The organism is Myroides gitamensis, from assembly GCF_029894455.1.
Lineage (GTDB): Bacteria > Bacteroidota > Bacteroidia > Flavobacteriales > Flavobacteriaceae > Flavobacterium > Flavobacterium odoratum.
Window position 1 is genome coordinate 3,801,431 of sequence record NZ_JARYHN010000001.1, and the last position, 20,987, is coordinate 3,822,417.

The 20,987-nt window shown below is 35.5% G+C and carries 11 protein-coding genes; all 11 read left to right on the forward strand.

Annotation, left to right across the window (positions count from 1 at the left end):
* The first annotated feature begins 196 nt into the window (after positions 1-196).
* The 11 genes from M2306_RS16885 to M2306_RS16935 all read left to right on the forward strand — a co-directional run bounded on the left by M2306_RS16885 (position 197) and on the right by M2306_RS16935 (position 20,941).
* Positions 197-3,253 (forward strand): SusC/RagA family TonB-linked outer membrane protein, encoded by a 3,057-nt coding sequence (locus M2306_RS16885; protein WP_259188862.1) that lies wholly within the window; start codon positions 197-199, stop codon positions 3,251-3,253.
* 6 nt (positions 3,254-3,259) lie between these two features.
* The gene (locus tag M2306_RS16890; protein ID WP_259188860.1) at positions 3,260-4,777 is read left to right on the forward strand and encodes a RagB/SusD family nutrient uptake outer membrane protein; all 1,518 of its coding nucleotides are present in this window, start codon (positions 3,260-3,262) and stop codon (positions 4,775-4,777) included.
* Positions 4,778-5,533: 756 nt separating this feature from the next.
* Positions 5,534-8,716 (forward strand): SusC/RagA family TonB-linked outer membrane protein, encoded by a 3,183-nt coding sequence (locus M2306_RS16895; protein WP_259188858.1) that lies wholly within the window; start codon positions 5,534-5,536, stop codon positions 8,714-8,716.
* A 13-nt stretch (positions 8,717-8,729) separates the two neighbouring features.
* On the forward strand, positions 8,730-10,190 hold the full coding sequence (locus M2306_RS16900) for a SusD/RagB family nutrient-binding outer membrane lipoprotein (protein ID WP_115091744.1): 1,461 nt from the start codon (positions 8,730-8,732) through the stop codon (positions 10,188-10,190).
* Between the two features lie 361 nt (positions 10,191-10,551).
* Positions 10,552-13,575 (forward strand): SusC/RagA family TonB-linked outer membrane protein, encoded by a 3,024-nt coding sequence (locus tag M2306_RS16905; protein ID WP_259188856.1) that lies wholly within the window; start codon positions 10,552-10,554, stop codon positions 13,573-13,575.
* A 5-nt stretch (positions 13,576-13,580) separates the two neighbouring features.
* Positions 13,581-15,035, forward strand: coding sequence for a RagB/SusD family nutrient uptake outer membrane protein (locus M2306_RS16910; protein ID WP_259188854.1), 1,455 nt, complete (start codon positions 13,581-13,583; stop codon positions 15,033-15,035).
* Positions 15,036-15,158: 123 nt separating this feature from the next.
* Positions 15,159-17,189, forward strand: a complete 2,031-nt coding sequence (locus tag M2306_RS16915; RefSeq protein WP_259188852.1) for a putative porin — start codon at positions 15,159-15,161, stop codon at positions 17,187-17,189.
* A gap of 104 nt (positions 17,190-17,293) precedes the next feature.
* Positions 17,294-18,583 (forward strand): DUF2851 family protein, encoded by a 1,290-nt coding sequence (locus tag M2306_RS16920; protein WP_259188851.1) that lies wholly within the window; start codon positions 17,294-17,296, stop codon positions 18,581-18,583.
* Positions 18,584-18,611: 28 nt separating this feature from the next.
* Positions 18,612-18,833: a hypothetical protein gene (locus M2306_RS16925; protein WP_002987586.1), complete on the forward strand. Its 222-nt coding sequence runs from the start codon at positions 18,612-18,614 to the stop codon at positions 18,831-18,833.
* Positions 18,834-18,887: 54 nt separating this feature from the next.
* Positions 18,888-19,787, forward strand: a complete 900-nt coding sequence (locus M2306_RS16930; protein WP_259188849.1) for a ComEA family DNA-binding protein — start codon at positions 18,888-18,890, stop codon at positions 19,785-19,787.
* An 11-nt stretch (positions 19,788-19,798) separates the two neighbouring features.
* Entirely contained in the window at positions 19,799-20,941 is a 1,143-nt protein-coding gene (locus tag M2306_RS16935) for an acyl-CoA dehydrogenase family protein (protein WP_002987583.1), read from the forward strand.
* Positions 20,942-20,987: the final 46 nt, after the last annotated feature.

Below are 20,987 nucleotides of genomic sequence, written 5' to 3' on the forward strand. Positions count from 1 at the left end.
TAATGAAAGGTGGTGTGTGAATTATTTGAATTTTTAATTTGTTTTTTTATTGATTTATTGTTTTTTGTACAATTTTATTGATTTTATTTCCATTCTTTAGTAACTCATTGGTTTGTTTCTAGTTAATGATAGGAAAAGTTAACTAGGTTTTAGTTTAGTTTTTTATGTTTGCGAACTAACTAATTCAATTTAAATAATGAGATCAAAGTTAAAATGGACTTTAGTGCTATTTATGGCACTATTTGTGCAACTTTCATTCGCTCAGGAAAAAACGCTAAAAGGGGTTGTGACTGAGGATGGATTCCCTTTACCTGGGGCGACGGTTGTTATCAAAGGAACAACAATGGGTACTCAAACCGATTTAGATGGAAATTATTCCATTCAAGTGAAAGAAGGAGAAGTAGTGTCTTTTTCTTTTATCGGTTTAAAAGATGTTACATATAAAGTAGGTGCAGCTAACACGTACAATGTAACGATGACAGCAGTAGAAGATATGTTAGAAGAGGTTATTGTTTTAGCCTACGGACAGGTAAAAACAAAAAACCAAGTAACAGGAAATGCAGTTGCTATTAAAGGGGATGCAGTAGCTGCTACACCAATGGCTTCTGCTGATCAAGCATTACAAGGACGTGTTGCCGGTTTGCAAATGTCAGCTTCATCTGGTTCACCAGGAGCAAAGCAAAATATTCGTATTCGTGGGCGTAACTCTATGACTGCTACGAATGAGCCATTGTATGTAATTGATGGTATTCCAATGTATGATGGTGATTTCTCAGGAGGAAATCAAGGAACAGATTCACCTTCAACATCTTTATCTTTATTGGCAACAATTAACCCAGCAGATATCGAATCAATGACTGTGTTGAAAGATGCTGGTGCAACCGCTGTATACGGTGCGCGTGGTACAAATGGAGTTATCTTGATTACTACAAAACGCGGTAAATCAGGAGCAACAAAATTCAATTTTAGTACTCGTGTAGGTTTCCAAAATAATGCAGTAAAAGGACCTCGTTTATTGTCTTCTAATCAGAAAGAAGAAATTTTCTTAGATGGATTATATAATACATTTGGAGGTAATGGAACTGTATTTACACGTGAACAAGCTGGAGAGTATGCTTTAGCTAACTATTCTAAATCTGGAAATTACGGAAATTGGGTGGCTGCAGGTCGTCCAGATAATGATTGGGGAGATTATGTGAAAAATAACGATGCTCCATTGACTAGTATTAACTTCTCTGCAACCGGAGGAAGCGAACGTCATAATTTCTATGCTTCATTATCTCATGATAAAATAGAAAGTACAGTGATTGGGTCAGATTTTAGACGTATTGGAGCTTCATTGAGCTTTATGCAAAAAATTACGGATAAAGTGGAGTTCAATACAAGTATTAAAGTGACAAATACCAAACAAAATGGTATTTCTGAGGGAGGAGCTTACTTCTCAAACCCGAACTATATTAAGTTAGTAATGAACCCTTGGAATCCTTTATACAATGAAGATGGTTCTTATTTCTTACCTAATTCAGGGTATCACAATGTGGTTTATACCACTCAAAATAACCAAACATTAAATGACGTAACACGTGTAATTAATTCGAACTCGATTAGTTATGCTATTACAGATGATTTGAAATTTACTTCTTCTATGGCGATTGACTATACATTGGCTGATTTCTCAGAGTATAGAAACCCAGTTCATGGAGATGGTAAAAACTACGGTGGTACAGCGGCTAAAGCGGTTAGAAATAACTTCAATTATGTAGCGCAAAATGGTTTAGATTATAAATTCTATTTAGGTGAAAACCACCAATTCAACACTAAAGTTTTGATTGAATACCAAAAATCGAAACGTCGTTTCTTAGAGGGATCTGGACAAATCGTGTTGGATGGATTTAATTCGTTAGCAGCAGCAGCAGCTAATAAAGATGCAGCTTATGATTTCTTAGATGATGCTAACTTAGGTTATGTTGGAATTATCAACTATAATTATCAAAATAGATTCTTAGTTGATTTAACAGGTAGACGTGAAGGGTCTTCTAAATTTACAGATAGAATCGGTTATTTCTACTCTGTAGGTGGTGCTTGGAATATGCATTTAGAAAATTGGATGGCAAACCAATCTACAATTTCAACGATGCGTTTTAGAGGATCGTATGGAACAAATGGTAACTCTCAAATTAATCCAAACCAATATGTACGTCGTGCAGACATCGTTTCTTATGATGGTGAAGCAGCTTTAATCCCTGTTCAAATTGGTGGACCAATTGGATGGGAGAAACAGCAAAAGATGGACTTTGGTTTCATGTTAGGTATGTTTGATGATCGTATTACTTTAGGTGCAACGTACTTTGAAAGTAAAACAAGCGACTTATTGTACAAGAAAACATTGTCAAAAATGTCTGGATTTGAGTCTCAAATGATGAACATGGGAGCAATGAATAACCGTGGTATTGAGCTTGAATTAAATGCAGATATCGTAAGATCGAAAGATTTCAATATTTCAGTTGGAGCTAACTTTGGAACGGTTCGTAACAGAATCACAGAAATGCCTATTATTGATGGTATAGAGATGGAAGATTATAAGTCTTACACTGCTGATGTTAGAGGACATGCTGTTTCAGAATGGTATATGCCTGATTGGGCGGGTGTTGATCCTCAAACAGGTCAGCCGATGTGGTTTGATAAAGACAATAAGGCTACGTCAGATTACTCTAAAGCCGAATCAAGATTCCAAGGAGCGAGTGCTTTACCAAAGTTTACTGGGGGTGCTAACTTACACGTAGACTATAAAGGATTCTTCTTAGATGGTATGTTTACTTTTGCAGGAGGACATAAAGTATATGAGCAATATGCATTCAAAACTGCGGGAACAACAAGTGCGCTTGTATCTTCAAATGCTTCTTCTGAAATGTTAGATAGATGGCAAAATCCTGGAGATATTACAGATGTGCCAATCGTTCAGTATAAAGCTACAGGAGGGAATGTTAATTTTACTAGCCCATCTTCAAAATTTTTACATGATGGTGACTATATCAGATTGAGAAATGTAACCTTAGGGTATAATTTTAATCCAGAGATCCTTAGAACATTAAGAGTAGACGGTTTATCGCTTTCTGTAATTGGTACTAACTTATGGACTTGGGTTAAAGATAGTGGATTAAAATACGATCCAGAAGTAGATGCTTTAGGATATGTAAATGTGGCTACTCCACCTGTGAAATCAATTGTATTCTCACTTAATGTTAAGTTTTAAAAAATTATGAAAAAGATTATATTTTCAATTTTAGCAGTAACGCTATTGTCTTCTGGACTGACTAGTTGTTCAGATGATCGATTAGATGCTACTTTAGAAGGGGCTCGTGATATTGAAGCAAAACCCCTCGAAACGCTAACGGATTTACGTGCAGCTGTATCAGGTGCTTACTATCGAATGGTAAATGCAGCTTATTACGGTCGTGATATTATTGTATATAGTGAAGTTCGTGGAGATAACGCTTATGCAGCAGCTGGTTTTTCTAACCGTTTCCAAAATGTATCAGGATTTGACTTGACACCAACGCATGCATTTCCTGCAGATACGTGGAAGAAAATCTACGAAGTGATCAGTTCTGCTAATTTAGCGATCGGATCGGATATCAAAACAGGAAATGAAACTGATATTAAGCAAGGAAAAGCAGAAGCTTTCGCTATCCGTGCTTTGGCTCATTTTGACTTATTGCGTATTTACGGTCAACAATATGTTGATGACCAAGGATTAGATGCTTTAGGTATTCCTTATATTACTCGATTTGGAGAATTAGATATGAAAAACTATAACCGTATTTCAGTGAGAGAGGTTAGAGATAATATCTATAAAGATTTAGATGAAGCATTGAAATTAGTAGATAAAAATGCTTCAAATAAAAAGCGCTTTACAGCACAATCTATTCATGGAGTGAAATCGAGAGTAGCTTTATTCTTCGGTGCTTTTGATGAGAATGATTATGCAATTGCTTTAGAAAGTGCAAAAACAGCTATGGAATTAGGTGGAGGAATCGTTCAACGAAGTGCTTATATAGCTTCTTTTAGAGCAGAAGAACCACAAAGTAATTCTGTGTTCGAATTAGCGCAAGACAATATTAATAACCCTGGAAACAATTCATTATATAATATTTTCTCCTATGATGGATATGGGGATGTTGTTGGTTTAGGTGAGAATTTACAGGATTTATTCGAAGACCAAACCGATATCCGTTCTTCTACTGAAATGCAAGGGTATAATAATCTAGCTCAAAATGCGAAAGGAAACTACAAAAAAGTAGGTCCTTATAAGTTTATTAAATTGACAAAAGAAGAGTTAGAGGGGACTGTTGCAGTAGATCCTGCTATTCGTTATAACTTAGAATACTACCGTAACTTTGGGAAATACACAGCTATTAGCTCAAATATCAAAGTGATGCGTTATGAAGAGTTAGTCTTTAACTTCATTGAAGCAGCAGTGCGTACCAATACAGAAGGAGGCGTAGCGTTAAACTTATTAAATCAGGTGGCTTCTGAACGTTATGAAGGTAATCCAGCAGCAAAGTATACATCACTTACTTTGGCAGATGTATTGATGGAAAGACGTAAGGAGTTAGTATTTGAAGGATTCCGTTTTGAGGATAAAATGCGTAGTAAAGAAAATCTAGCTAGTACACCAATTGCAGAAAAGGTAAAATATGGAGCTTTTCAATTAGCTTTCCCTATTCCGCGTAATGAGATTAATGCTAGTAAAATTGATCAAAATAAAGGGTACTAATTCCATCTTTTATTTATAGTATCAAGAAAAGCAGTGCATAAATAAGCTCTTAATATATAAACCCCCACCGTTTGAGTGGGGGTTTTTTAGTTTTGTAAAGATTGTATAATGTATAAAAAGCAGTTAATGCAGGAAAGGTTTCTCGGTGTTGTAAGAATAATAAAAAAGGGATTGAAAGGAAAGAATAGATGGCATCATACAGCCAAGCTATTTATAAACAAAATAGCCCGCATCAAAGACTTTAACTATCAAATAAACCACCCAAAATACCTTAGATTATAGTGTAAACCAATGGTTTTTAGAAAGGTGCCTGGTCCTTAAGAATCAGACACCTTTTTGTTTGCCATCAGAAGTGGTCTGGCTAATTATTTATTTTTTAACAGTAGTGGGGTTATTAAGGAAAATATAGAAATCATTTTTGAATTTCTTTCTATGTATCGAGAATTTGTTTGTATTAACGCTCTTTTTTAATAGCTATTATGAGAAAAATGTTAGGTAGTGTTCGTTAATGAAAAAATAGGAATAATGCTAAAAATATATTAAATGTTTGCTTAGTCTAATATTTGGATACTTGATGTTAGTGTTTGGGATTGTGTTTAAAATGATTGTATTTTTATTAAATTGGTAATAAATGTAAGAATTATATATATTTATTTCGTTAGTGTTTGTTTTTTTGTTGATGTGGCGTGTGTATGCTAAAACGGTTCTACTAAAAAATGTTTAGATTTGTTTAACTAACTAATCAATTTTTTAAGAATGAGATCGAAGATTAAGTGGATTTATGCGTGCATCATGATCTTACTGGTACAAGTAGGATTTGCGCAGGAAAAAACACTATCGGGAGTGGTGTCAGAAGAAGGTATGCCACTACCAGGGGTGACGGTTGTGATTCAAGGAACCCAGATGGGGACACAAACCGATTTAGATGGTAAATATTCCATAAAAGCTAAGCAAGGTGAAGTGCTTGTCTTTTCGTTTATTGGAATGAAAGATGTGAAGCACACCGTTGGGGGTGCTAATGTGTTTAACGTAGCCATGGTTGCTGATGAACATCAATTGGAGGAAGTAGTGGTTACCGCTATGGGAATCAAGCGAAGTGCAAAAGCTTTAGGATACGCAACACAAGAATTAAAAGCGGCTGATATCAACAAAACTGAAAACAGTAGTTTATCAGGTGCTTTACAAGGAAAGCTAGCAGGTGTTCAAATCACTCCATCAAGTGGTGCGCCTGGAGCGTCTTCTCAAATTGTAATTCGTGGAGCTCGTTCTTTTACAGGGAATAATACGCCTTTGTACGTAATTGACGGAATGCCAATCGAATCAACAGCGCCAATTTCTACGGGAAATAGTACGTCAGGAGCAGATATTGCTAACCGTGCGATTGATATTGATCCGAGTGATATTGAAACAATCAATATCTTGAAAGGACAAGCGGCTTCTGCTTTATATGGTATCCGTGCATCTAATGGAGTAGTGGTAATTACAACCAAAAGTGGTAGAGGGCTAAAAGAAGGAAAACCTGTAATTAGTTTTACGTCAACGAGTAGTTTTGAGACCTTATCTAAAAAACCTAGTTTACAAAAAACCTACGCGCAAGGGGTAGATGGAAAATATGACCCTACAAGTTCTATGTCTTGGGGACCTAAAATTTCTGAATTACCATATGATCCTAAATATGGAGGAAATGTAGCTAATGATGTAAATGGAGGTGTTTTGCGTCCAGGACAATACTATGTACCTCAATTGGCAAAAGCAGGGTTAGATCCTTGGGTGAAACCAGGAGTATACGACAACATTGATGATTATTTTAGAACAGGTAAAACTCTAACGAATAACTTCAATATTAGTCAAAACACAGGGAAAACAAATTACTCGTTTGGTTTAGCAAATACAACACAAGAAGGGATTATGCCAGGTACGGAAATGAAACGTACGACGATTAAATTCTCGGGTGAAACGAAGTTAAACTCAGAATGGACTACTGGTTTTGCAGGTAGTTATATCACAAGTGATGTACAAAAAGCTTCTGCAGCAAATAATTCTGTATTGCCAGGAGTTTGGGGAGCACCTGTAAGTTATAATCAAAAAGGAACCCCAATTCATACGCCAGAGAGTATTTATGAACAAATACACTTTAGAACAGGTTCATTTAATAATCCTTTTTGGGCAGCAGAACACAATGAGTTTTCTGAAAAAACAGGACGTTTTTATGGAAATGCCAATATTGCCTATGCACCAGAAATTAGTACAGATGGTTCTAAAAACTTAACCTTCCGTTACCAAGCTGGGGTAGATACGTATACAACACATTATCGCGATGTATATGAATTTGGATCAGGACATAATATGGCTGGAACTACAGCGAATTTGAACTTATATGGAGTGACTAATACGGTGACGAACTCCTTATTTACTATCAACTACGATATGCTATTGGGAGACGATTTCCGTTTTGACATCATGGTTGGAAATGAATTTAATGAGACTAGCCTAAAAATGTATGATGATTTTGGAGGAGGACTGAATTTTGGAGGATGGCCAACGATTGGAAATGCGGTGTCGGTAACTTCGGAAGAGACACGTCGTATGAAGCGTAATGTTGGTTTTTTCTCGAATGTAGGTTTCTCATACCGTGATATGTTATTCTTGAATGGTACAATTCGTAAAGATATTGTGTCTACTATGCCAAGAGGAAATAGAGACTTTGTATACCCTTCGGTATCTTTAGGTTTCGTGTTGACAGAACTTGAAGGATTAAAAGGAAAGAGTGGTTTGAGCTTTGCAAAGCTAAGAGCATCTTATGCTGAAGTAGGACAGGCAGGAGATTATTACAATGATTATTTCTACACACCTAGCTATGCTGGTGGATTCTGGTCTAGTAATCCTGTATTGTATCCACTAAATGGAGCGGCGGGTTATATTCCATATTCAACAATTTATGATCCCAACTTAAAACCGCAAAATACCAAATCATGGGAGTTTGGTGGAGACTTTAGATTCTTTGATAATCGTTTTGGAATTGACTATACTTTCTCACGTCAAGACGTGAAGGACCAAATTTTTCCAGTGCCTTTAGCGGGATCAACAGGAGCATCTAGTTTTATGACAAATGGTGGTAAAATTCATACAATTGCGCATGAAATTACCGCTTTTGTAACAGCGGTTCAAACACAAGATTGGCAATGGACCATCAATGCTAACTTCTCTAAAATTGATTCTAAAGTAGATGAGTTGAAAGAAGGGGTTGAAAATATCATGTTAGGAGGATTTGTGGAACCACAAATTCGTGCGCAAGCAGGAGATCGTTTCCCTGTAATTTATGGAAACTCATTCGCTCGTAACGAACAAGGAGATATTTTAGTGGATGAAAATGGTATGCCAATTCTCGGAGTAACAAAAGCATTAGGAGAAGTAGCACCTAAATTTATCTTAGGAGGTTCTACGAGTTTAACTTGGAAAAGTTGGAACTTAAGTGCAACAGTGGAATGGAAAAACGGTGGAAAAATGTACAGCGGATCAAATATGGGAATGAAGCTATATGGAACAGCTGCAAGTACAGGAAATCGTGATCAATCATTCGTATTCAATGGGGTTCGTGAACAAGCAGATGGATCTTATGTGAAAAATGACGTAGCAATTACAAGTGAGACACGTGCAGATTATGAAAATGTGATGAGTAATATTACAGAGAGTAATGTATACGATGCGAGCTTTGTGAAACTACGCGATGTAAGCTTGGGGTATAAGTTTGAGAAAATTTGGAAAGACAAAGTGGATTTGAGAGTATCTGCTTTTGCACGTAATTTATTGTTGTGGTCAAAAATGCCAAACTTAGATCCAGAAGCTTCTCAAGGAAATAATAACATGAGTGGTGGTTTTGAACATTATTCTATTCCTCAAGCCAAAAGTATTGGTTTCTCAGTAAATGTTACATTTTAATTAGAAGTGAAAAATGAAAAGAATTAAATATATTTTAGCAAGTATCGTCATTGGAGCTTTGTCCTTGCAATCGTGCTCCGAAGATAAAATGGACGATATCAATAAAAACAAAAATAATCCTGAATTTGTTGAGTCTCGATTTATTCTTACGGAAGTAATGACGAAAACAGGATTCTATGTTACGGGATCAGATTTAGCTTTTTATGCATCAATTTATACCGAACTACTAGGAGGCGCTCATGCTCAGTTTTATAATGCTCAAGAGCGTTTAGGAGAACCATCTTTAAGTACTACGTATAATAATCTTTGGAATGCTATCTATGTTAATCTTCGTAGCTTGAAAATGGTTGAACAAAAATGTTCAGAAGGTGGAGCAGAAGCGGGAAATTATAATGCATTGGGTGTTGCTCAAATTTTAAAAGCATATAATTTAGCTTTACTAACGGATTTGTTTGGAGATGTACCTTATTCGGAAGCACTAGAACCTTTAAAGAATCCTCAAGCAAAGATAGATAAGCAAGAAGATCTCTATAAAGAAGTTTTTCGCTTGTTAGATGATGCTATTGTTAACTTAGCAAAAGATTCGAAATATCCGAATTTAGGAAAACAAGATTTGATTTATGGAGGTGGGAATTCAGAAAGTTGGATTAAGGCTGCGCATGGATTAAAAGCGAGATATTTAATGCGTTTGTCTTTTGTAAATGCTGATTATCAAGGTGTTATTGATAATGTAAATAAGTCTTTTGCTAATAGTATTGAAGATTTTAACTATCAAGTACCAGGAGTTGATTATCCTTTTTATACAGTATTTCAAGCTAGAGAAGGTATGTTTTCATCTAAAACATATTATGATTTAATGAAACGTTTAGATCCAAAGGATCCGCGTTTAAATGATTATTTTGTAAAAGTAGGAAAGGAAAATCCAACAGTAGTATTAGTAGATCATGGTGGAAGAGTAACTCAATCACAAAGTACATATTCACCATCAGGATTAAGTTGGGGAACGAGTAGTGATTTAGCTAATGCAACTAATGCTGTTTACTTAATGAGTTATCACGAATTGTTGTTCTTGAAAGCGGAAGCTCAGGCGCGTTTAGGAGATTCTGATGCAGTAACAACATTGCAGTTAGCAGTGAATGCAGGATTAAATAAGAAACAAAAGTTTAGATACTTAAATTACAATCGCGAAATACCAACGAATTTAACGGGAGAAGCGCTATTAAAACGCATTGCTGAAGAGAAGTATTTATCTGCTTTTGAAGTAGAAAGTATTGAAATGTACAACGACATCAGAAGATGGAAGGCAATGGGAGAAAATTTAATTGAGTTGCAACATAAAGACCCAACTAAATTTCCTAAGCGCTTTGCATACGGAAACTCAGATGTGTCAAACAACCCACACGTAAGAGCTGCTTACGGTGATGGAAGTTATGTATACACAGAAGATGTTTGGTGGGCAGGTGGAACTAGATAAACTGAAACAGTAAACTAGTTTAGATATAGAAAAGAGGAAGTCGAGAGACTTCCTCTTTTTTTATGAATATAACTTAAAAAATAGTTTATCGAATAACTGATACTAAGGATAGGAGGAGACAATGAAGTACGCTGTTTTTTACTCGCTAACGCAGATGAAATAAAGGATTTCTAATTCATTTAGTTAATAATTTTATTTGTTTAAATTGTGTTTTTATTATGAATAAATACGGGCGTTATTGGGTTGTTCGTGGTAAATATGGTAATGATTTAGAAAAAACGATAATGAATAGTTAATTTATCTCTGGGATTTGTTAAAAATATTGTTTAGATTTGTTTAACTAACTAATCAATTTTTTAGAATGAGATCAAAGATTAAGTGGATGTACACGTGCATGATGATCTTACTGGTACAAGTAGGATTTGCACAAGAGAAAACACTATCTGGAGTGGTTACAGAAGATGGTATGCCACTACCAGGAGTGACGGTAGTGATTCAAGGAACTCAATTGGGTACACAAACCGATTTAGATGGTAAATATTCCTTAAAAACAAAACCAGGACAAGTGCTTGTGTTTTCTTTTATTGGAATGAAAGAAGTGAAACATACGGTTGGAAATGCCAATGTGTTTAATGCTGCGCTTCATGCAGAAGGGAATGAATTAGACGAAGTGGTTGTATTGGCGTATGGTCAAGTTAGAAAAAAGAATGAAGTTACAGGTAACGTTGTTGCTATAAAAGGGGATGTTGTTGCTGAAACACCGATTGTGTCTGCAGATCAGGCGTTACAAGGTCGTGTAGCTGGTTTACAGATGGCTACGACGTCTGGTTCACCAGGATCGGTGCAAAATATCCGTATTCGTGGACGTAACTCCGTTTCTGCAACCAATGAACCATTGTATGTTATTGATGGAGTGCCTATAATTAATTCAAATATCTCTAATTCAGCAGATGTAACAAGTTTATCACCATTGTCATCTATTAATCCAGATGATATCGAATCGATGACGGTTTTAAAGGACGCTGGAGCTACTTCTGTATATGGGGCAAGAGGATCAAATGGAGTAATTTTAATTACTACAAAGAAAGGAAAACAAGGGAAACCAAGTTATAACATTAGATCTTCAATTGGATTCCAAAATAGAGCGGTTAAAGGCCCTAAATTTTTATCAGGAGAACAAAGAGCAGAACTGTGGATGGAAGCTATAGCTAATGGAAATGATTTAGATGTAGATTATGTAAAAGACAATTATGCTGATTTAATGGGGGAGGACTTATATGTGTATTGGAATAATAATGGGAGACAGCATTATGATTGGCAAGAAGCTGTACGTGTTAAAAATGCACCGATGTCTAGTTTGAATTTCTCTGTAAATGGAGGAGATGAAAACGGAACATACTTTGCTTCAATTGGTCATGATAAATCAGATGGAATTATCATAGGAACAGATTTTAGAAGAGTTACTGGTAATTTTAGTTTTACAAGAAAGCTTAATGATAAAATTGATATCAAAATTGGAGCGAATGTTTCTAATATCAAACAAAATGGTATTCTAGAAGGAGGATCTTTCTTCGGAAACCCTAACGTAACTAGTAAATTAATGAACCCTTGGGCTTCACCTTATAATGCTGATGGATCCTATAATATTGAGTCAGGATTATTAGGAGGAGAATTACCTAACTCATTGTATACTGTAGCAAATGATATTGTGCAAAATGATATGACAAGAGTTATATCAAGTAATTCATTTGGATATAAGATTTTAGATAATCTGAGATTCGAATCAACAATCGGATTGGATTATACGTTGGTTAATTATCAAAATTACCAAAATGCGGTACACGGTGATGGGCGTGGTTATGGAGGGATTTCGGCTCAATCTGATCGAAGAATATTTAACTATGTCTGGCAAAACTCATTGAACTATAATTTCTACTTAGGAAGTAATCATCGTTTTGATGTACGTGCTTTAATGGAGTTCCAAAAAAATAAATATAATATGTTATTTGCTGATGGGCAAGTTTTACCTCCAGGGTTGATTACACTAGGGGGAGCTGCGGCAAATTACACAGCTACTTCCCAGTATTATGACTGGACTCAGTTGAGTTATTTAGGGTTGTTAAACTACTCTTATGCTAATAAATATTTAGTAGATTTAACCATTAGACAGGAAGGATCTTCGCGTTTTTCAAGTGATAATCGATGGGGGACATTCTGGGCAGTTGGTGCTGCATGGAATATCCACCAAGAAGATTTCTTATTAGATTCTAATGCAATTAGTACGTTGCGCTTAAGAGGGTCTTATGGTTCTACAGGTAACTCATCTATTGATCCAAATGTGTATCAGCACTTATTAGAATCTGTTTCATATAATAATGAAGCTGGTTTAGCCTCTAAGCAAATTGGTGGTAAATTGGGATGGGAAAAACAAGATAAATTAGATTTCGGATTAGAATTTGGTTTCTTTAATGATAGAATTACAGGAGGAATCGCTTTCTACCAAAGTAAAACAAGAGATTTATTATATCGTTTACCACTTTCTTATACTTCTGGATTTGATGCTAAATGGATTAATCAAGGAAAACTTAAGAATCAAGGATTTGAAGGAGAATTAGATGTGAAAATTTTCGATTTAAAAGATTTTAAATGGTCTATTGGTGGAAATGTAGGAGTTGTTAAAAATGAATTAACAGAAATGCCTACTACATATAAATCATATACGGCAGATAAAGTAGGAAGAGCTATTAATGAGTGGTATATGCCAAACTGGGCAGGAGTTGATCCTCAAACAGGAGCAGCACAATGGTATGCAGCAGATGGTACAAAAACTTCTAATTACGGACAAGCGGAATCTCGATTCCAAGGTGCGAGTGCCTTGCCAAAAGTAACAGGAGGTGTAAATACTCATATTGAATACAAAGGTTTTTATGCTGATGCATTGTTTACTTTTGCAACAGGATATAAAGTATATGATTATTGGTCACAAGTTACAAGTGCTCCAGAGGCAACAACATTATATTATTATAATGGAAATGAAGAGTTAATGAATCGTTGGCAAAAGCCAGGTGATATTGCAGATGTTCCAATTTTAACAGACGGTGCTGTTGCTGGAAATGCATATTTTACTTCTCCATCTACACGATTTTTATATGATGGAGATCATATTAGATTGCGTCAGTTAACTGTTGGTTATAATTTTACTAATCAAGCGGCCAAGTTTATTGGAGTAGATGCTATTAATATTTCTGTTGCAGCGTTGAATCCTGTTACATGGGTTAAAGATGGTAAGTTGAAATTTGATCCTGAAGTTGATGCAACAGGATATGTAGAATTTGCTTCACCTCCTTTAAAATCAGTTGTGTTTTCGGTTAACGTTAAATTTTAAGTAAGATGAAGAAGTCAATAATAGTTTTATACGTTTTAGCACTATTTAGTAGTGTAGCTATAACATCGTGTTCATTAGATACAAAGCTTTCAGAAGAGGTAGATTTTGATAAAAACCCTATAAGTACTTTTGCTGAACTAGAGGCTGGAATTAATGGAGCCTATGCTCGAATGAAAACAGCAGAGTATTATGGTAACAATATCATAGCCTTTTCTGAAGTTAGATCGCAAAATGCATATTCAAACAATAGAAGTAACCGTTTAGGTAATGTAAGTGGATTTACTATGACACCTACAGCAGCCTATGCAGTAGATACTTGGTTTCAAGCATATAAAGTGATTTCACAAGCAAATCGCGTGATTGAAGCTAATTATCCTGGTATGGATGACAAAGAGGATATGATTAAAGGTCAAGCTTATGTATTAAGAGCCTTAGCTCATTTTGATTTGTTGAAGAATTATGGTGAACAATATGTCAACGGTCAGGGGTTGAAAGCTTTAGGGGTTCCTTATATTGTTACTTATGCGGATATTGAGGCTAAAGTCGTTCGTCCAACTGTTGAGGATAATCGCACAAGTATATATGCTGATTTTGATAAAGGGATTGAGTTGTTGACAAAGAGTAATTCTGGTAGTAAAGTAAAGGTTAATCTTGCCGCTGCTTATGGATTAAAAGCACGTGCCGCATTGCTGTTTTCTAATTGGGATGCTGAAGATTTACAAGTTGCAAGAAATAATGCAGAGCTTGGAATGTCTGTCGCAGATGGAGGTGTAGTGTCTCGATCAGCTTTTAGAGATACTTTTAAGTCAGATGATCCTCAAAGTAATTCAGTATTTGAAATTAAATTTTCTGGAACGGATAATCCAAGTTCGGATTCTTTGTACTATTTGTATAATCTTACCTCAGATGGTGTGGGATATGGTCCAATTCTAATTAACTTTTCAGTAGCCGATTTATTTGGAGCGGATGCGCCAATTGAAGCTACTGAAGATCAGGAAGCAAAAGAAGCAAATGATATTCGTGCTGATATTACCATGATTGGTGAAAACTTTAAAGGTGGTGGGATGCGTAATATTGGAAAGTATGTGAAAATAAGTTCTAATGTGAAGATTTTAAGATTTGAAGAGATGCTATTAACTTTTGTTGAGGCGGATTTTAGAATTAATAATGGAGTTACAGGAGAGGCTTTAGCTTTGCTTAATCAATTAAGAGAAAACCGCCTAGCAACATACACTCCAGTTACAACATATACACTTGATGATATTAGAATTGAAAGACAAAAAGAATTAATGTTTGAAGGTACTGGGTTTGAAGATGCAATGAGATTTCATTTAGATATTGAAAATCCTAGTATAGCAACTCCCGGGTTTATAGCTTATGGAAATCCGAAATTGGCATTTCCTATTCCACGAACTGAAATTAATGTAAGTGGTATTCAACAAAATCAAGGTTATAGATAATTTAAATTATAAAAATGAAAAGAGCTATCCATTTAAGGATAGCTCTTTTTTTATTCCCTTAAATTATCCCACTATCACCATTATAATAAAAATAAATTTACCTTTGCTTAAATTTAGAATTTTATGCGAAAGTATCTTTACTTGGTTTTCTGTTTCCTGAGCTTTGGTTTCTTAGCTCATGCTCAGTTTCAACCAACGAGACTGGATCGTGGTAATACAACGAATTTTGGAGATCCAAATGACCCTTATAATAATTTTGGTAATCAAAACAACCAAAATCCACAAGAAGAAAATAAAGAACCAAGAAGTTTAAGAGAAAAAGTAAAGAAAGATTCTATTGCTCCCATCAAGGATTATAAGATCATTACAATCCTACGTGATACGATTGCTGTGGATACTGCCCTTACTTTAAAAAGCTATTATAAGTTTAATTATCTACGCAAGGATAATTTTGGTTTATTACCCTTTGCCAATGAAGGACAAACCTATGCTACTTTAAAATATAGTCAAAAAGAAAATAATGTTCTCCCTGGTTTTGGTTTTGAAGCCAAACATTTCAATTATATGAAAGCCGAGGACATCACGTACCATTCAAGCCCAACACCACGTACAGAATTGTATTATAAAACGGTGATGAAGCAAGGACAGAGTTTAGATGCATTCATTACGTTGAATACTAGTGAACACCTGAATATGTTTTTGGCATATAAAGGAATGCGTTCCTTAGGAAAGTACATGAGCCAGTTGTCTTCTACCGGGAATTTCCGCATAGGAGGGAGTTATTATTCCCCAAATAAACGATATGTATTGTTTACCCACTTTGTTGCTCAAGATATCTTGAACCAGGAAAATGGAGGAATTACAGACTTAGATTTATTTGAAACCAGTGAAAAGCCCTACAACAAACGCGAACGCCTCAATGTGTACTTTCGCGATGGAGAATCGCTTTTGAAGGGAAAACGATTGTTTTTACACCACGAATATCAGCTGAATAGTTCATTGGCTAATGGGATTTTATTGACGCATGAATTTACCTATGAAGATAAATTCTTTGAATATTATCAGAAGGATCTAAATAGTACCTATACTCAAAAAGATCGATTCGGTGCTTCTTTTAAATCTACGATTTCCAATAAAACAAAGTATTATACACTTTCTAATAAAGTGGGAGCTGCATTTCAATCAGGCCTTTTAGGAAGAGTAGAAGTATATGCGGATTTTTATAAATATAACTACCAATACAACAGTGTAGCGAATATCAATGGAGGATTCATTCCTAACCTACTAGAAAAAAACATGACGCTAATAGGAGGGAAGTATACTTATAAGAAAGAAAACTGGAACGCTTTTTTATTGGTCTATAATTCATTAGGAAACGATAATACAAGTAATATCCAAGCAAATATCGATTATGCCTTAGCAGATAATATTGGATTACAAGCGGGCTATCAAAAGTTGAGCCGCATGGGGAATTTAAATTACTATTTGTATCAAAGTGATTATTTACATTACAATTGGAACAATAGTTTCAATAATGAAAAAATCAACCAATTTGATGCAACCCTGACAACACCTTGGGTAACGCTAGAGGGAAGTTATCAGGTGATTAAAGATAAGTTGTATTTCTCCAATGACAATCCAGTGTACAATGATTTTGGTATAGCGAAGCAATTGTTGATTACACCCAAACAATATGGTAAGACAATTAACTTCTTATCGCTACAAGCATCCAAAGAGATTAAATTTGGACGATTCGGATTGGATAATACCATTTTGTACCAAGAAGTAGATCAAGAAGACAATATCCTCAATGTGCCCAAATTGCTAACACGTAATACCTTGTACTACAGAGGAGCTTTATTTGATAAAGCACTGAAATTTCAAACGGGAATTACATTTACCTATTTCAGTAAATTCTACGGGAATGATTATAACCCTGTAATTGGAGATTTCTATGTACAAGACAAAGTGAAAATAGGGGATTATCCAGTCTTCGATTTCTTTATTGATATGAAAGTGCGTACAGCGCGTATTTATTTAATCCTAGAGCATTTTAATGCGAGTATGTCTGGATATAAATATTACACCGCACCCAATTATCCCTATAAAGACTTTACGTTTAGATTTGGTTTAGTTTGGAACTTCTTTAGTTAAAATAGAGTAAGGTTGGCCAGTAGGTCAACCTTTTTTTATTCCAAGTACGCGCTTTGGTTAGGTTTTTGTTGCTGTAGTATTACCAACCAGCAAAACAGACGATAATGAAAGAAGTTTTTGTACAATATGTTTGGGAGAAGCAATTGTTTACCACGCCATGCTTGCAAACAATACAAAAGCAAGAAATTAGGGTGATCTACCCTGGACAGTGGTCTACCTTAGCAGGTCCCGATTTTTTTAATGCACAAGTGTCAATTGAAGGACAAGTGTGGGCAGGGAATGTTGAAATTCACTTGCAATCATCGGATTGGTTCCGTCATCACCACGAACAAGATAGTCGATACGATAATGTGATTTTACATGTAGTCTGGGAATACGATACTCCAGTGTTTAATTCGAGAGGAGAAGAAATTCCGACTCTTGTTGTAGCTACTTATGTACAGCCTTCCATATTGAATCAAAAAGAACGACTTTTTACCCCCAAGGCAACCATCAATTGTCAATCACTTGTAAAAGAGAGTTTATCCCCTATCGCTTGGTTCAAGTGGAAAGAAACTTTGTATGTAGAACGCTTGGAAGACAAAGCCATAAAAATACAGTTGCTTTTACAGGAAACAACCAATGATTGGAATCAGGTGCTATGGTGTTTCTTGGCTAAAAATTTTGGATTAAATATCAATGGAGATGCTTTCTTGTCCATCGCAAAAGCTTTGCCGATTCAGATTTTACTCAAGGAAGGAGATGAATTGCTGCATATCGAAGCCTTGCTCTTTGGAATGGCAGGTTTTTTAAAAGAAGACCAAGAAGAAATACTAGATCGCTATTATTGGGATCTAGTGAAACGATGGAAGTTTTATCAACAGAAATATCAATTACAAGAGCGCAATGCAAAAGAACTGCACTTCTTTAAACTTCGTCCAATCAACTTTCCCACCATTCGTTTAGCACAATTAGCATATTGGTTTTACCATCAGAAATACAATTTTGCCGTATTGCTTCAAGCGCGAGACAGTAAAGAGTTAAAGCAGCTACTCCAAGCAGATGTTAGTCCGTATTGGCAAGAACACTATATGTTTGGGAAGGAAGGAAAGCGAACCGCAAAGCGGTTGTCCAATACCTTTCAAGAACTTGTACTGCTCAATACAATCATTCCGATGCAATATGTATTTGCATGCCACAAAGGAAGTATAGAGGATGTGGAACGCATTGTTGAAATGAGCAGACAACTCAAAATGGAGTCCAATGCAATTACGACTTTATTTCAGAAGGAAGGTGTGAGTTTAGAAAGCGCTTTTGATTCACAAGCCATGATTCAATTAAACAAAAACTATTGTGTGATGAATAAATGTTTGTCTTGCGCGGTTGGCTTAGCAATTTTAAATAAAAAGAACTAAATTTGTATTACGACAAAGAAGTTAGAAGATGATCAATAATTTGCGTTATTTTTTGGAAAAACACGGATTCAAAGTATCTACCCGTCTGGGAGATCGCTTGGGGATTCGCGTTTCCAATATTCGCCTCTTTTTTATTTATCTCTCCTTTTTTACTTTAGGGTTGGCTTTTGCACTTTATCTTACTTTAGCTTTTGTGGTGCGCTTGAAAGATCTAGTTTATACCAAACGAAGCTCTGTTTTTGATCTGTAATTCAAGTGAAGTAAACCCAATCTTTGTGAAGTAATACACATGTATACATGTCGTATGAAATGGAACAAATACTTTTATCATTGGTATTATTATACCCAATCCCAAAAGCGAGGGTTCATCGCTTTATTAATCGTCTTTTTTGCTGTACAATTGTTGTTGTATTGGTATGATTACCAACCACGCAATAGAGGAAGAGAAGTGAGTTTAGTTGAAGGGCAACACAAAATTCAAAAGGAGATGGATAGCTTGCGTTTACTACAAATAGCAAAGAAAGATACCATTTATCCTTTTAACCCGAATTACCTTACCGATTATAAAGGATATATACTCGAATTAACCTTAGAAGAATTGGATCGTTTGTTTGCTTATCGAACGGCGAATCATTATGTCAATTCCAGTCAAGAGTTTCAAGAAGTAACAGGTGTTTCTGATGCTTGGATTGCAAAATATAGCCCATATTTTGTCTTTGGGAATCGACGGAAATACACTTCAGCAACCGACGATGCGCGAGAATTAGTAGGCAAACCCAAAGAGAAGGCTAAACCAATAGTTGTGCAAGATATCAATCGCGCAACAATAGAAACATTGCAAGAGATTTATGGTATTGGACCCGCATTGTCCAAGCGAATTATTGATGATCGCACCAAATGGGGTGGTTATGTTCACATCGATCAGGTAAAATTTGTCTATGGATTATCGGAACAAGTAATTGCTTCGCTTTTACAACAATATGTAGTCCTTTCTTCCCCTCCGATTACACCAATTGATTTGAATAATGCAACTGTAAATGATTTGAAAAATATACCTTATTTAAATTATTATCTCGCAAGAGAGATCATTAAATATAGAAGTTTACACGGAGATTTCGTTAATAAAGAACAATTAAAAGAAATTGAAAAAATTCCACTTGACAAGATTCATATAATTAGTTTATATTTGGAAATTAGGAATTAAATTAAACAACCATGAATTTTGAATACAATGAAACTCAAGCAATGATTGCTGAGTCTATTAGAGATTTTGCAGAACAAAATATTCGTCCATATATTATGGAATGGGATGAAGCGCAGATTTTTCCAGTTGATTTATTTAAGAAATTAGGAGAAATGGGATATATGGGAGTGCTTGTTCCAGAAGAATACGGAGGATCAGGACTTAATTATCATGAATATATTACAATTGTAGAAGAAATATCAAAAGTAGATTCATCAATTGGTTTATCAGTTGCTGCTCATAATTCATTATGTACCAATCATATTTTGACGTTTGGTAATGAGGAGCAAAAGAAAAAATGGTTGCCAAAATTAGCTACAGCAGAGTGGATTGGTGCTTGGGGATTGACAGAGCACAATACAGGATCTGATGCTGGAGGAATGAATACAACAGCAGTAAAAGATGGAGATCACTGGGTGTTAAATGGAGCGAAAAACTTTATTACACACGCAATTTCTGGAAACGTAGCAGTTGTAATTGCTCGTACAGGAGAAAAAGGAGATTCACGCGGAATGACTGCTTTCGTTATTGAAAAAGGAACACCAGGATTCTCTAGCGGTAGAAAAGAAAATAAATTAGGAATGCGTGCTTCAGAAACAGCAGAGTTGATTTTTGACAACTGCCGTATTTCAGATGCAAACCGTTTAGGTGAAGTTGGCGAAGGATTTATCCAAGCGATGAAAGTGTTAGATGGTGGTCGTATTTCAATTGGAGCTTTATCTTTAGGAATTGCTAAAGGAGCTTATGAAGCAGCATTGAAATATTCAAAAGAAAGAGTGCAGTTTGGAAAACCAATTAGCGATTTCCAAGCAATCGGATTCAAATTAGCAGATATGGCTACAGAAATCGAAGCATCTGAATTGTTATTACACAAAGCAGCTTTCTTGAAAAACAACAATAAACCAATGACAAAATTAGGAGCTATGGCTAAAATGTATGCTTCTGAGGTTTGTGTGAAAGTTTCTACAGATGCAATCCAAATCCACGGTGGATACGGATATACAAAAGATTTCCCAGTAGAGAAATTCTTCCGTGACTCTAAATTATGTACAATTGGAGAAGGAACAACAGAAATTCAAAAACTAGTGATTTCTAGAAATATTTTAAAAGAGTAGTTTCTTATAGATAAATTAAAAAAGGTCAACCCAGCGGTTGACCTTT

What these genes read in the sequence shown, in the direction of transcription:
- M2306_RS16885 (WP_259188862.1), top strand. Translation starts at nt 197, where the DNA reads ATGAGATCAAAGTTAAAATGGACTTTAGTGCTATTTATGGCACTATTT.
- M2306_RS16890 (WP_259188860.1), top strand. Translation starts at nt 3,260, where the DNA reads ATGAAAAAGATTATATTTTCAATTTTAGCAGTAACGCTATTGTCTTCT.
- M2306_RS16895 (WP_259188858.1), top strand. Translation starts at nt 5,534, where the DNA reads ATGAGATCGAAGATTAAGTGGATTTATGCGTGCATCATGATCTTACTG.
- M2306_RS16900 (WP_115091744.1), top strand. Translation starts at nt 8,730, where the DNA reads ATGAAAAGAATTAAATATATTTTAGCAAGTATCGTCATTGGAGCTTTG.
- M2306_RS16905 (WP_259188856.1), top strand. Translation starts at nt 10,552, where the DNA reads ATGAGATCAAAGATTAAGTGGATGTACACGTGCATGATGATCTTACTG.
- M2306_RS16910 (WP_259188854.1), top strand. Translation starts at nt 13,581, where the DNA reads ATGAAGAAGTCAATAATAGTTTTATACGTTTTAGCACTATTTAGTAGT.
- M2306_RS16915 (WP_259188852.1), top strand. Translation starts at nt 15,159, where the DNA reads ATGCGAAAGTATCTTTACTTGGTTTTCTGTTTCCTGAGCTTTGGTTTC.
- M2306_RS16920 (WP_259188851.1), top strand. Translation starts at nt 17,294, where the DNA reads ATGAAAGAAGTTTTTGTACAATATGTTTGGGAGAAGCAATTGTTTACC.
- M2306_RS16925 (WP_002987586.1), top strand. Translation starts at nt 18,612, where the DNA reads ATGATCAATAATTTGCGTTATTTTTTGGAAAAACACGGATTCAAAGTA.
- M2306_RS16930 (WP_259188849.1), top strand. Translation starts at nt 18,888, where the DNA reads ATGAAATGGAACAAATACTTTTATCATTGGTATTATTATACCCAATCC.
- M2306_RS16935 (WP_002987583.1), top strand. Translation starts at nt 19,799, where the DNA reads ATGAATTTTGAATACAATGAAACTCAAGCAATGATTGCTGAGTCTATT.